The organism is Sandarakinorhabdus sp. (assembly GCF_040398645.1).
GTDB lineage: Bacteria > Pseudomonadota > Alphaproteobacteria > Sphingomonadales > Sphingomonadaceae > Sandarakinorhabdus.
Genome location: NZ_JBBATR010000061.1, coordinates 1 through 13,957, shown reverse-complemented (window position 1 = coordinate 13,957; position 13,957 = coordinate 1). Strand labels below are relative to the sequence as shown.

Genomic DNA, 13,957 nt, shown 5'->3' with positions numbered 1-13,957 from the left:
AGTGCGGTGCGGCTGTAGAAGGGCGTGTCTTCCCAGGTGGCGCGGATGCGGGCGGTGTAGCCGGCGTCGGCGCGGGTGAAGCGATCAAGGCGCCAGGCGGTTTTGGGCAGCACCACTTGTGCCGGCATTTCCATCACCACGGCCTGGCCATCCGGGCCGATTTTCAGGGCCATGCCGAAATCGGCGCCGCCCTTCAGCTGGCCTTCGTACATCACCGCTGTTGAGCCATCCTTGAGGTGGGCGCGGCTCCATTGCCAATCGGCAAAGCCGTCTTCCAGCGGCTCAAGGCCGTGGTTGGCATCCAGATAGCCTTTGCCCGACCATTTGATCGCCGGGTTGGTGCAGGTCAATTCCACGCGCGCGCTGGGGCCGAGTGGCTCCCAGACGTGCCGGCCGGACGGATCGAGCCGGAACCGGCGCTGCCCATACACCATCGGCGTGACGCGCACCTGGCCGCGCACCGGCATCGGCAGCACGGCGCTTTCTTCCTCGATATCGATGACCAGCGTCTGCCCGTCCCAGCGCACCTGGCTGGGCCCGATGCGCAGCGTGGTGCGATCCCGGAACAGCGCGCCGCTGCCGCGTTCGGTCATCGCCCAGCGCCGGCAACCCTTGCCATAAAGCGCGACGTTCAGGCTGACATGATCTTCGGGCGAACCGCGGCCCGCGGCCTTGTAATAGGGGGAGAAGACCGAGCCGATGAAGGCAATGATGGTCAGGCCGTATTGTCCGCAGTCGCTTTCGGCGTCGACATACCACCAGCGGTAGCCACCGGGTGGAACGTCCTGGTCAAACCGCGGGCCTTCAGGATCGCTGCGCTCGCCAAGCGGCCGGACAAGGCCGCCATCGGCACGCCCGCCCCCGGATGCGCCGAGCCACTCGCCACCCAGAGCCCGGGCAGCTTCGTCTTGCTGCCAGGCCGGCGGAAGCTGGCCTGCCACCCGTGCGAGGCCCGACCATAAAGGGCCCCACCGCTGGAAGGGAAAAGCGCCTCGAACATCGCTGGCCCCACGGGATGCACCGCGATCGGCTTCAGCGTCAGCCCGCACTTTGCCAGCACCGCCAGGGTCGCTGTCTGACATCGGGCCATCTCCTCTTCGCTGGGTGGGCGCAAATCGCCGGTTGCGGGTGCATTGACGATCAATTGCAAGCGTTCTGGCCCCGTACCCGGCGGATGAATACCGCGATCCTGCGCACAAACATAGATGCTGGGCTGCTCCGGCAGGCGGCCCTGGCCAAATATATCGGCAAATTCGGCGGCATAATCGGTGGAAAAGAACACATTATGGCGATCAAGATCGAATCCGCTGGTGTGCGCCGTCATCATGGTGACCAGCCCGGACAAGGACCGGTCCGGCGGGCTGACCCCGGTGACGGCGCCAGCGGCGGCCAGCCCAAATTTGCCATCGGCAATCGCCGAGACATCGCTGTTTGACAGCACATCGCCGCCGATGATCTCTTCGCCGCTGGCCAGCCTGACGCCGGCCGCGCGGCCCTGGCGCACCAGAATTTCGGCGACATGGGCATCATAAACAAAGCGCGCGCCCAGCCGCTGCGCCAGCGCCGCCATCTGGCGCGCCACTTCGTGCATGCCGCCATCGACCAGCCAGACACCGCGCGCCTCAAGATGGGCGATCAGCATCAGGGTGGCGCTGGCCTGAAACGGATCGGCCCCGGAATAAGTGGCATAGCGGCCATAAAGCTGGCGCAGGCGCGGATCGCGGAAATAGCCGCCCAGCGCCTTCCACAGCGTCTGAAACGGGTTGATCGCAAACATTTCGTGCAGGTGGAACGGCGCATATTTCAGCGTGAGGCCAACCGGCCCCATGGCGGGGCTTTCCATGAAGCGGGTTTCCAGCGCGTTCCAGATGCGCGCGGCTTCGCGTTGGAAACGCTGCCAGCCATCCGCTTCGGCTGGGCCGGCAAACTGGCTGACGGCATCGAAACTGCGCTGATGATCGGCCCACAAATCCAGGCTGCTGCCGTCCTGCCAGGCATGGCGGGCGAGGCGATCGGATTTGACCAGGGTGAGATGATCGTCGAGATCTGCGCCGGCATCGGCGAAAATGCGCTCAAAGACGGGGCGGTGGGTGAACACGGTGGGGCCGGCATCGATGGCGACGCCGCCAACATCCACCGTGCGCAGCTTGCCGCCGGGCTGGGCCATCCGCTCCACCACCGTCACTGGCACGCCGCGCGCCGCCAGCAGCACCGCCGCGCTGAGGCCGGCCATGCCCGCACCGATGATGACAACGCCGTCAGGGCCTGCCAAGACACTCTCCGAAACCAGAAATTGATGGCCGCCTTGGCCATCAACGCATAATGATTGTCAGCGCGATGAATGACCCTTTGGCCAGCAACTGTCCAGATTATTTGATACGCTGCTTGAAATGCAAGCGCAGCTGCGGAGCCAAATGTGGCCATTGATCGCGCGCTGGGCGGCTGGAAACTGCGCTGGCTCAATGCCCGCAACCGGGTGTTGATGAACCCGGCCTTTCAACGCTTTGCCATGCGCAATCCGCTGTTTCGGCGTACGGCGCGCACCCATGCCAACGCCATGTTTGCCGTGATCACCGGCTTTGTGCAGACCAAGGCCTTGACGGCGGCGGTGGATGCCGGCGTGATTTCGGCACTGGCGCAGGCCCCGGCCAGCACCGCAGCGCTGGCGCAGATGGCCGGCCTGCCGCTGGATGCCATGCAGCGCTTGCTCGGCGCAGCGCGGGCGGTTGATCTGGTCGAATTGGCAGCGCCTGATCTGTGGGTGCTCGGCCAGCGCGGTGCGGCGCTGTCGTCCAACCAGGGCGCGCTGGCAATGATCGAGCACCACAAGATTTTCTACGATGATCTGGCCGATCCGCTGGCGATGCTGCGCAGCGGGCGCGGGCAGGGCAAGCTGGGGGCCTATTGGACCTATGCGCCGGCAGCAGGCCGCGGTGATCCGGCGGCGGCGGATGCGGCGAGCTGGGATGGCGACAGCGACAGCGGCGTAGCGCCCTATTCGGCGCTGATGGCGGCCAGCCAGCCGATGGTGGCGGAGCAGGTGCTGGATGCCTACCGCTTTGATCGCCACCGCTGCGTTATGGATGTCGGCGGCGGCCATGGCGGCTTTCTGGCCCAGGTGGCGCAGCGCCATCCCGGCTTGGCGCTGGCCTTGTTCGATCTGCCGGCGGTGGTGGCCGGTGCCCAGCCGAAATTGGCCGCCAGCGGCCTTTTGCATGTGGCCCTGCACGGCGGCAGTTTCCGCGACGATCCACTGCCCGGCGGCGCTGATCTGATCTGCTTGGTGCGAATCTGCCATGATCATGATGACGCGGTGGTGCGGGCGCTGCTGGCCAAGGCCCATGCCGCGCTGCCCAGCGGCGGCCGCCTGCTGATCGCTGAGCCGATGGCCGGCACGCCCGGCGCCGAAGTGATGGGGGATGCTTATTTCGGGCTGTATCTGTGGGCCATGGGCTCGGGCCGGCCGCGCACGGCAGCCGATTATCTGGCGCTGCTCGCCGATGCCGGCTTCAAAAGCGCCCATGAGGTGGTGACCGCGCTGCCGATGGTGACCCGGCTGATCGTAGCGCAGCGTTGATCCCGGGGCTGCGTTGATCCGGGCTGCGGCAAGTTGCATCGCTGCGTCAAGCCCTTCTCGGGCCTGAAGTTGTCAAATATTTTTGCAACAAAAACCGTCAAGTGCAGTTTACACCTTGTCGATAGGTGGATAGATTGTCGCAGGCTGGTCGTCTGGCTATGACATTGGCGCTGCGGGCACGGCAGCTGATCGATTCCCGTTGAAGGGTTAAGTGAGTGGACACATTGGCGGTCGTTGTAGAGGAGCCTGAGCGCGTTGCTCTGCGCCGCCTCGCGCTGATCCCGCCCGATGCCGATGATGTCGTGGTGGCGGTTGATTATTCCGGCATTTCCATGGGCACCGAAAAATTGATGTACAATGGTTCTATGCCGGCGTTTCCCGGCATGGGTTATCCGCTGGTGCCCGGTTACGAAGCCGTGGGCATGGTGGTGGATGCCGGGGCCAATGCCGCAGCCATGATCGGCAGGACGGTTTTTGTGCCCGGATCGACAAAATTTGAAGGCGCGCGCGGCCTGTTCGGCGGCCAGGCGCGGCTTGTGATTACCGGCGCGGCGCGCGTGATTGGCCTGCCGGCGGAACTGGGCGATCGGGCCGTGCTGATGAGCCTGGCGGCAACGGCGCAGCATGCCGTGGCCGGCGGCGCGATGCCGGATCTGATCATCGGCCACGGTGTGCTCGGGCGGCTGCTGGCGCGGCTGGCGCTGGCTGCTGGCGCCGCGGCCCCGGTGGTGTGGGAAATCAACGAGGCCCGCATGGCCGGCGGCGATGGCTACCGTGTGATCCGGCCCGAAGCTGACGAGCGCCGGGATTATCGTTCGATCTACGATGCCAGCGGTGATCACACTATTCTTGACACCGCTGTCATGCACATGGCGCGCGGCGGCGAAATCGTGCTGGCCGGTTTTTACAGCGCGCCGTTGTCGTTCAATTTCGCGCCGGCGTTTCGGCGCGAAGCGCGCATCCGCATCGCCGCCGAATTCCAGCCTGATGATCTTGCCGCCAGCCTCGCCATGGTCGGCACCGGCCAATTGTCTTTGGACGGCCTTATCACGCACCGGATTCCGGCGAGTGCGGCCGAGGCCGAATATGGCCGCGCCTTTTCGGATCCTGCCTGCCTCAAGATGGTTTTCGACTGGAGAAATGTCACATGAGTATCAACGCACTGCTCGATCAGGTTGCTGCACTTCGTGATGAAGCGACCCTGGAGCCCGACCCGGTTCACACCGGCGAAGTGACCAAGGAAACCCAGATCATCGCCATTTACGGCAAGGGCGGTTCTGGCAAGAGCTTCGCGCTGGCCAACCTGTCGTACATGATGGCGCAGCAGGGCAAGCGCGTGTTGCTGATTGGCTGTGATCCCAAGAGCGATACCACCAGCCTGCTGTTTGGCGGCAGGGCCACCCCGACGATCATCGAAACCTCGTCCAGGAAGAAGCTGTCAGGTGAGGAACTGACCATCGAAGACGTGTGTTTCCAGCGTGACGGCGTGTTTGCCATGGAGCTGGGCGGGCCAGAGGTTGGCCGCGGCTGCGGCGGCCGCGGCATCATCCATGGCTTTGAAACCCTCGAAAAACTGGGCTTCCACGATTGGGGCTTTGATTATGTGCTGCTCGATTTCCTCGGCGACGTGGTCTGCGGCGGCTTTGGCCTGCCGATTGCGCGCGATATGTGCCAGAAGGTGATCGTGGTTGCTTCAAACGATCTGCAATCGCTCTATGTCGCCAACAATGTCTGCAAGGCGGTGGAGTATTTCCGCAAGATGGGCGGCAATGTTGGCGTGGCCGGCATCCTGATCAACAAGGACGATGGCAGCGGCGAAGCGCAGGCCTTTGCCAATGCGGTGGGCATTCCGGTGCTGGTCAGCATCCCGGCGCATGATGATATCCGCAAGAAATCAGCCAATTATCAGATCATCGGCACCCACGACAGCCAGTGGGGCCCGCTGTTCGCCGAATTGGCCGAAGCTGTCGAAACCGCGCCGCCGGTCCGGCCAACGCCGCTCGATCAGGATGGCTTGCTGGGCCTGTTCAAGCCCGAAGACACCGGCGGCAATTTCGTGCTGAAGCCGGCCACCCAGGCCGATCTGCGCGGCGGCACCTATGAAACCAAGCCGAGCCTGGAAGTGGTGTACGACAATGTCTGAAGAACTGGTGCCCCCAGTGGCCGATGTTGCCGATGGTGCCGGTTGCCACGCCGGCGCCGACACGATGCGCGATGCCGCCGCCAAGGCCGGCAAATCCGAAGTGCTTGAGCGTTATGCGGCCGATTATCCCAAGGGCCCGCATGATCAGCCGCAATCCATGTGCCCGGCGTTCGGTTCGCTGCGCGTCGGCCTGCGCATGCGCCGCACCGCCACCATCCTGTCGGGTTCGGCCTGCTGCGTTTACGGCCTCACCTTCACGTCGCACTTTTATGGCGCGCGGCGCTCCGTCGGCTATGTGCCGTTCAATTCGGAAACACTGGTCACCGGCAAATTGTTCGAAGATATTCGCGATGCCGTGCACGATATGGCCGATCCCGCGCTGTACGACACCATCGTGGTGACCAATTTGTGCGTGCCGACTGCATCTGGCGTGCCGCTGCAATTGTTGCCCGATGCGATCAACGGCGTGCGCATCATCGGCATCGATGTGCCGGGCTTCGGCGTGCCAACCCATGCCGAAGCCAAGGATGTGCTGGCCGGCGCCATGCTGAAATACGCCCGTGAGGAAATCATGGCAGGGCCCGTTGCAGCGCCCGCCGTGATGCCCGACAAGCCGACCGTGACCCTGCTTGGCGAAATGTTCCCGGCCGATCCGGTGGGCATTTCGATGCTGCTGGAACCGATGGGCCTGACCGCTGGCCCGGTGGTGCCCACCCGCGAATGGCGGGAGCTTTATGCGGCGCTGGCTTCGCCGGTGGTTGCCTGCATCCACCCGTTCTACACGGCGGCGGTGCGTGAGTTTGAAGCGGCTGGCCGCATCATGGTCGGCTCCGCGCCGGTGGGCCGCGACGGCACCGCCGCCTGGCTGGCGGCCATTGGCGATGCGTTCGGTCTGTCCGCTGACAAGGTCGCCGCTGCGCAGAACAAGTGGCTGCCGGCGATTGCTGGCGCGCTGGCGGCCAAGCCGATCAAGGGCCGCATCACGGTGTCGGGCTATGAAGGCTCGGAATTGCTGGTGGCACGCCTGCTGATCGAATCAGGCGCTGATGTGCCTTACGTTGGCACCGCCTGCCCGCGCACCAAATGGTCTGATCCGGACCGGGAATGGCTGGAGGCCAAGGGGGTGCGCATCCAGTATCGCGCCAGCCTGGAACAGGACATCGCGGCGGTGGAAGAATTTGGCCCCGATCTGGCGATCGGCACCACGCCGGTGGTGCAGCACGCCAAGACGCGCGCCATCCCCGGGCTGTATTTCACCAACCTCATCTCGGCGCGGCCGCTGATGGGGCCGGCGGGCGCGGGCAGCCTGGCGCAGGTGATCAACAGTGCGCTTGGCAACAAGGGCCGTTTCGACATGATGAAGGGCTTCTTCGAAGGCGTTGGCGAAGGCTATGCTGCCGGCATCTGGGAAGAGGTTCCTGTCGACCGGCCGGAATTCAAGAAGAAATACGCAGGCAAGATGATCGCCGCCGCCAAGGCGAGCGAAGCGATAGGCAACTGAGTCAATGCTGGTTTTGGACCATGATCGGGCAGGCGGCTACTGGGGCGCCGTTTACAGCTTCACCTCGGTGAAGGGCTTGCAGGTGGTGATTGACGGCCCGGTGGGCTGCGAGAATCTGCCGGTAACCTCGGTGCTGCATTATACCGATGGTCTGCCGCCGCACGAATTGCCCATTGTCGTCACCGGCCTGTCCGAAGATGAACTGGCCAAGACCGGCACCGAAGGCGCCATGAAGCGGGCGTGGCGCACACTTGATCCGGCGCTGCCTTCGGTGGTCGTCACCGGCTCCATCGCCGAAATGATTGGCGGCGGCGTGACGCCCGAAGGCACCAGCATCGTGCGCTTCCTGCCGCGCACCATCGACGAAGATCAATGGCAATCGGCTGACCGGGCGCTGACCTGGCTGTGGAAGGAATTCGGCCCGAAGAAAATGCCGGCGCCCAAGGCGCGCAAGGACGGCGAAGGGCCGCTCGTCAACATCATCGGGCCACAATATGGCACGTTCAACATGCCATCCGATCTGGCGGAAATCCGCCGCCTGATCGAAGGCATGGGCTGCGAGGTCAATCTGGTGTTCCCGCTGGGCACCCATCTGGCCGATATCCGCCGCCTGGCCGATGCATCAGTGAATGTGTGCATGTACCGCGAATGGGGCCGCAATCTGTGCGAAACCCTGGAGCGGCCCTATCTGCAGGCCCCGATCGGCCTTGCCAGCACCACCGCCTTCCTGCGCAAGCTCGGGGAATTGACCGGCGTTGATCCGGAACCGTTCATCGAGAAGGAAAAGCACACCACCATCAAGCCGCTGTGGGATTTGTGGCGCAGCGTGACGCAGGATTTCTTTGCCACGGCCAGCTTTGGCATCGTGGCGACCGAAACCTATGCCCGCGGCATGAAGGTGTTCCTGGAAGACGATATGGGCATGCCATGCGTGTTCGATTTTCAGCGCAATGCCGGCGTGAAGCCGGACAATGCCGCCGTGCGCGAGGCGATCAAGACAACCAGCCCGCTGATCGTGTTCGGCAGCTATAACGAGCGCATGTACATGGCCGAAACCGGCAGCCGATCAATCTATATCAATGCCAGCTTTCCAGGCGCAGCCATCCGCCGCCACACCGGCACGCCGTACATGGGTTATGCCGGCTGCACCTGGCTGATGCAGGAGGTATGCAACGCGCTGTTTGATGCGCTGTTCTTCATCCTGCCGCTTTCGACTCAGATGGACCGCGCCGACGCAACGCCGTCGCGCCTGCTTGAGGCGGTTTCCTGGGACGATGACGCGCGGTCGGAGCTGGATCGGCTGGTCGACAAGGAGCCTGTGCTGGTGCGCATCTCAGCGGCGAAGCGTTTGCGTGATGCGGCAGAGCGAGCGACTCGCGACGCTGGTAACAAGTTAGTAACAATTGACCGCTTGCGGGCTGCTGTGACGCTTTTTGACGCACAGGGTGCGTGATTTTGTCCAACTATCGCTTTCCAAGTGCTTGGAAACTTGCCATGATTGGCAATGAAGAGATTGGCTTCGCGGGGGCACCCTACCGAGGCTTCACATACTTTGCAGCGGAATCATCCTACGCTGCAAAGCCGCCGGTCGGACGGGGCTATAACGGTCTCGTGCGGCGGATCCATCGGAGGAAAAGGCATGAGTGACAATAAGATTGGTCCAGGAACTTACCTGACCGACGCCGAAGCAAAGGAGTTCCATCGGGGCTTCGTGGTTTCGATGGCGTTTTTTGTAATCGTGGCAGTGATTGCTCACTGGTTGGTTTGGGTCTGGCGCCCATGGTTTGGTCCGAAGCGTCCCTATGCGGCCGTGGAAATCCATCAGATCCAGCAGGCGGACGCTGCCAGCGTCGCTGCTCCCCACGCTTAAGGAGCAACGACAATGTGGAAGATTTGGCAAACATTCAATCCGCAGCGTATCCTGACCGCTCTGGCAGTGTTCCTGTTCACGCTCGCGGTCCTGATCCACTTCATCCTGTTGAGCACCACCCGCTACAACTGGCTGGACGGAGCCGAACCAGCAAAAACTGGTGCGATCGTCGAAGCCAACCAGGCCGCCTGATATTTTTCAGGCTGCTCGACCGGCTGCAATCATCGATGCGATGGGCGGGTGTTAACCCGCCCGCCCATCCGTCTTTGACCAGCAGGTCATTCGGTTCCGCACCGGCGTGAGTCGCGGGATCGAGAAGGAGATGCGCCATGGCAGTTTTAAGTTTTGAACGAAAATATCGAGTGCGAGGCGGAACGCTGATTGGCGGTGACCTCTTCGATTTCTGGATTGGGCCTTTCTATGTCGGCTTTTTCGGGGTCACGACGATCTTCTTCGCCGCCCTAGGCACGTTTTTGATTTTGTACAGCGCCGCCATCGGGCCGACATGGAACCCGTGGCTGATCAACATCGCCCCGCCAGACATCAGCTATGGTCTCGCGATGGCGCCGCTGAAAGAAGGCGGGTTCTGGCAGATCATCACGATGTGCGCCGTCGGTGCCTTTGTCAGCTGGGCGCTTCGCGAAGTGGAAATCTGCCGCAAGCTGGGTATGGGCTACCATGTGCCCGCCGCTTTCGGCATGGCGATCCTCGCCTATGTGACGCTGGTTGTGTTCCGCCCGATGCTGATGGGTGCTTGGGGCTATGGTTTCCCTTATGGGATTTTCCCGCACCTCGATTGGGTGTCCAACACCGGCTATCAATATCTGCATTTCCACTACAACCCGGCGCACATGCTGGCGGTGACGTTCTTCTTCACCACCACCCTCGCGCTTGGCATGCACGGCGCGCTTGTGTTGTCCGCAGTCAATCCGGCGCCGGGTGAGACGGTGAAGTCGCCGGAGTATGAAGATACATTCTTCCGCGATCTGATCGGCTACTCGGTCGGCACGCTCGGTATCCACCGTGTGGGTCTGCTCTTAGCGATGAACGCCGGCTTCTGGAGCGCAGTGTGCATCATCATCTCCGGGCCCGTCTGGTCGCGTGGTTGGCCGGAATGGTGGACCTGGTGGCTGAACCTGCCGATCTGGAACTGAGAAGAGGCAAGCATCATGGCTTATCAAAATATCTTCACGCAGGTCCAGCTCCGCGGCGAGATGGAACCAGGCGTTCCGCTCAGCTCGAACAACGAAGCGCGCATCGGGCCATTTGGCACTTCATGGTTGATGGGCAAGCTTGGCGGCTTTCAGTTCGGGCCGTTCTACCTTGGCCGGCTTGGCCTGGCGTCGATCATTGCCGGCGGCCTCTCCATCGTGATCATGGGTCTCAACATGGCCGCTTCGGTCAATTGGGATCCGATCCAGATGGTCCGGCAGCTGTTCTGGCTCAGCCTTGAGCCGCCAACGGCCAAATATGGTTTCACCTTCAACGTGCCATTGGCCGAAGGTGGCTGGTGGATATTGGCTGGCGGCCTGCTCACCGCATCGGTCTTGCTGTGGTGGGCGCGCACTTATGTGCGGGCACGCGAGCTTGGCATGGGCACCCATGTGGCCTGGGCCTTTGCATCGGCGATCTGGCTGTTTCTCGTGCTCGGCTTCATCCGGCCGATGATGATGGGCAGCTGGGCGGAAGCCGTGCCGTTCGGCATCTTCCCGCACCTCGATTGGACGGCGGCCTTCTCGATCCGGTACGGCAATCTGTTTTACAATCCCTTCCACGCGCTCAGCATCGTGTTCCTTTATGGTTCGGTCCTGCTGTTCGCCATGCACGGCGCCACGATCCTTGCGGTCGGACGCTACGGCGGTGAACGGGAAATCGAGCAGATCACCGATCGCGGCACTGCGTCAGAACGCGCTGCGCTGTTCTGGCGCTGGACGATGGGCTGGAATGCCACCATGGAATCAATCCATCGCTGGGCTTGGTGGTTTGCTGTGCTCACCACATTGACAGGCGGCATTGGCATTCTTTTGACGGGCACAGTCGTCGACAATTGGTACCTCTGGGCTGTTCAGCATGGCTTCGCGCTGGAATATCCCGCCACTGGTGTCGTCGATCCGTCCACGCTTCCGGGAGCACCGCAATGAAGAACATCTTTGCAAGGGTGACCAAGATTGCGGCGTTCGCACTGCCAGCATTGCTGCTGGCAGGCTGCGAACTCGGCCCCAAGGAACAGGAACAAGTCGGCCCGCGCGGCACTGGCCTGGTGCTGGTCAGCGATCCGGACACGAAGGCTATCGTTGGCGAAGTGCCACCGCCACCCTATGAATTGACCGCAGAAATGATCGGCGGCCAGAAGTCGTCGGAGGCTTATCAGAACGTCAAGGTTTTGGGTGATGTCTCGGTTGACGAGTTCAACTATCTGATGCTTGCAATGACGACATGGATTGCGCCGGATGGCAGCGACGTCAAAGACGCTGGCTGCACCTACTGCCACAATCCTGAAAACATGGCCTCTGATGAAAAATACACCAAGGTCGTGGCGCGCAAGATGCTGCAGATGACGCAGAAGATAAATGCGACTTGGGTGCCTCACTTCAACCAGCAGGCCAACGCTGGTGTCACGTGCTGGACCTGCCACCGCGGCAATCCTGTTCCGGTGAACAACTGGTCCACGGCCGTGCCTGATCCCAAATCGATCACGGGCAACAAACGCGGCGGCAACACGCCCGCCAAGACCGTGGCTTACGCCAGCCTCGCTTATGATCCGTTCACGGATTATCTGGCCGGCAAGGAAAGCATCCGCGTCGGCGGCAAGGCCTTCCCGACGAAGGCCAGTACGGCTTCGATCCAGAGCACCGAGAAAACCTATGGCCTGATGATGCACTTCAGCCAGGGCCTCGGCGTCAACTGCGCCTACTGCCACAACTCGAACAACTTCGCGAAGTGGGAAGACAGTCGTCCGCAGCGTGTGACGGCGTGGTACGGCATCCGCATGGTGCGCGATATCAACAACAATTACATCACCGCACTCGGCGATGTGTGGCCAGCCAACGGCAAGGGCGATTATGGCAATCGCCGCGGCCCGCATGGCGATCCGCTCAAGGTCAATTGCGCAACCTGCCACCAGGGCGTGAACAAGCCGCTAGGCGGGTACAAGATGCTGAAGGATTACCCTGCGCTCAAGGGCGGCTACACACCTGCGCCGGCACCGGCGCCTGTGGTGGCCGCAGTTCCAGCGCCGGCTGAAACCGCAGCAGTGGCAGCGATCGCCAAGCCCGCTGCCTGAACGGCTCAATATTGAACGGGCAAAGGCCCGGCGCACTCCAGCGCCGGGCCTTTGTTTTTGCGCGGGTGTTGGGCGGGGGCCGTGCACCCATTATTCCCAGCTTGGCCGCCGCCGGGGCCATGATAAGGTCAGCCCAATAAGTCCCGGATACGGGGCTGGGTTGGGGAGAAAATCATGGCCGATCAACTTGATGTGCTGATTGTCGGTGCTGGCTTTGCCGGCATGTACATGGCGCTGAAATGCCGTGAGCAGGGTTTGCGCTACCGGGTGATCGAGGCTGGCAGCGGTGTGGGCGGCACCTGGTATTGGAACCGCTACCCCGGCGCGCGCGTCGATATCCAGAGCCTGGAATACAGCTTTGGCTTTGACGCTGCGCTGGAACAGGAATGGCGCTGGTCTGAACGCTACGCCCCGCAACCTGAATTGCTGGCCTATGCCAATCATGTTGCCGACCGGTTCGATCTGAAGCCGGATATCAGGTTCAACACGCGGGTAACGGCGGCTCACTGGCAGGCCGATCGTGATGGCTGGCTGGCCACGCTGGATGGCGGCGAACAAATGGCGGCGCGATTTGTGGTGATGGCCACCGGCTGCCTGTCCGTGCCCACCGATGTCACCTTTGCCGGCATTGATGAGTATCAGGGCCGCATCTACCGCACCTCCCGCTGGCCGCACGAGGGCGTCGATTTCAGCGGGCAGAATGTCGGCATCATCGGCACCGGATCATCGGCCATCCAGTCCATTCCGATCATTGCGCAGCAGGCGGCCAAGCTGACCGTGTTTCAGCGCACGCCCAATTATTCGATGCCGGCGCACAATGGCCCGATCCCCGAAGCGGATTTTCAGGAGTGGCTGGCTGACCCGCGCGGCTATCGCGCCCGGTCCCGCGACACCGGCGGCGGTTTCTGGAACGAAGCGCGCGGCGATGCGATCCTGACTGTCACGCCGCCTGCCGAAATCAGCGCCGAACTGGAACGGCGCTGGGCCTGGGGCGGCTTTCGGATCCTGGGCGCCTTTGCCGATCAAGCCATTGATCCCGATGCCAACCGCGTCGTGCACGAATTTGTCGCCGCCAAAATCCGTGAGCAAGTGGCCGATCCCAAGATCGCCGACATGCTCACGCCCAAGGATCACCCGTTCGCCACCAAGCGGCCGTGCGTTGACACCGGCTATTACGCCACGTTCAACCGCGCCAATGTCGAGCTGGTCGATCTGCGCGCCGATCCGCTCGAAACCTTCACCGCCTCCGGCATCAAGACCGCGCACGGCAGCTTTGATTTTGACGCCGTGGTGCTTGCCACCGGCTTTGACGCGATGACCGGCGCGCTCGACCGGATCGACATCAAGGGCGTCGGCGGTGAGACCCTCAAGGCGCATTGGGCGCACGGCCCGGAAACCTATCTTGGCCTGATGGTCGCCGGCTTTCCCAACATGTTCCTGATCACCGGCCCGGGCAGCCCATCGGTGCTGACCAACATGATCAACAGCATCGAGCAGCATGTGGAGTATGTGACCGAGATCATCGCCGCGCTCAATGCCAGCCAGGCCGGCCGCATCGAAGCCACACGCGAAGCCGAGCAGCT

Annotated in this window: 13 protein-coding genes; 11 read left to right on the top strand and 2 right to left on the bottom strand. The window is 62.6% G+C overall.

Annotated features, from left to right (window positions below):
* Positions 1–701, bottom strand: a 701-nt coding sequence (locus tag ABWP50_RS11465; RefSeq protein WP_502951047.1) for a carotenoid 1,2-hydratase family protein, incomplete at its 3' end; no start/stop codon positions are given.
* Between the two features lie 14 nt (positions 702–715).
* Entirely contained in the window at positions 716–2,272 is a 1,557-nt protein-coding gene (gene crtD / locus ABWP50_RS11460; RefSeq protein WP_353218119.1) for a 1-hydroxycarotenoid 3,4-desaturase CrtD, read from the bottom strand.
* A gap of 144 nt (positions 2,273–2,416) precedes the next feature.
* Between crtD and ABWP50_RS11455 the strand changes: the two genes are divergently transcribed.
* The 11 genes from ABWP50_RS11455 to ABWP50_RS11405 all read left to right on the top strand — a co-directional run.
* Complete coding sequence (locus ABWP50_RS11455; protein WP_353218118.1) at positions 2,417–3,577, top strand: methyltransferase; 1,161 nt, start codon at positions 2,417–2,419, stop codon at positions 3,575–3,577.
* A gap of 215 nt (positions 3,578–3,792) precedes the next feature.
* A complete protein-coding gene (gene bchC, locus ABWP50_RS11450; protein WP_353218117.1) occupies positions 3,793–4,728 on the top strand; it encodes a chlorophyll synthesis pathway protein BchC in 936 nt (311 codons plus the stop codon).
* Positions 4,725–5,720 (top strand): chlorophyllide a reductase iron protein subunit X, encoded by a 996-nt coding sequence (locus tag ABWP50_RS11445; RefSeq protein WP_353218116.1) that lies wholly within the window; start codon positions 4,725–4,727, stop codon positions 5,718–5,720. The genes bchC and ABWP50_RS11445 overlap by 4 nt, the downstream gene beginning before the upstream one ends.
* Positions 5,713–7,221 (top strand): chlorophyllide a reductase subunit Y, encoded by a 1,509-nt coding sequence (gene bchY / locus ABWP50_RS11440; protein WP_353218115.1) that lies wholly within the window; start codon positions 5,713–5,715, stop codon positions 7,219–7,221. Before ABWP50_RS11445 ends, bchY begins: the two co-directional genes overlap by 8 nt.
* A 4-nt stretch (positions 7,222–7,225) precedes the next feature.
* On the top strand, positions 7,226–8,674 hold the full coding sequence (bchZ, locus tag ABWP50_RS11435; RefSeq protein ID WP_353218114.1) for a chlorophyllide a reductase subunit Z: 1,449 nt from the start codon (positions 7,226–7,228) through the stop codon (positions 8,672–8,674).
* Between the two features lie 186 nt (positions 8,675–8,860).
* A complete protein-coding gene (pufB, locus tag ABWP50_RS11430; RefSeq protein ID WP_353218113.1) occupies positions 8,861–9,091 on the top strand; it encodes a light-harvesting antenna LH1, beta subunit in 231 nt (76 codons plus the stop codon).
* A gap of 12 nt (positions 9,092–9,103) precedes the next feature.
* Complete coding sequence (pufA, locus tag ABWP50_RS11425; RefSeq protein WP_353218112.1) at positions 9,104–9,283, top strand: light-harvesting antenna LH1, alpha subunit; 180 nt, start codon at positions 9,104–9,106, stop codon at positions 9,281–9,283.
* A gap of 137 nt (positions 9,284–9,420) precedes the next feature.
* A complete protein-coding gene (gene pufL / locus ABWP50_RS11420) occupies positions 9,421–10,245 on the top strand; it encodes a photosynthetic reaction center subunit L (protein WP_353218111.1) in 825 nt (274 codons plus the stop codon).
* Between the two features lie 12 nt (positions 10,246–10,257).
* Entirely contained in the window at positions 10,258–11,232 is a 975-nt protein-coding gene (pufM, locus tag ABWP50_RS11415; RefSeq protein WP_353218121.1) for a photosynthetic reaction center subunit M, read from the top strand.
* Positions 11,229–12,374 carry a photosynthetic reaction center cytochrome PufC gene (pufC, locus tag ABWP50_RS11410; RefSeq protein ID WP_353218110.1) on the top strand — a complete coding sequence of 382 codons (1,146 nt, stop codon included), beginning with the start codon at positions 11,229–11,231 and terminating at the stop codon, positions 12,372–12,374. The genes pufM and pufC overlap by 4 nt, the downstream gene beginning before the upstream one ends.
* 174 nt (positions 12,375–12,548) lie before the next feature.
* Positions 12,549–13,957 (top strand): flavin-containing monooxygenase (locus ABWP50_RS11405; RefSeq protein WP_353218109.1); only part of this gene is annotated, 1,409 nt, incomplete at its 3' end.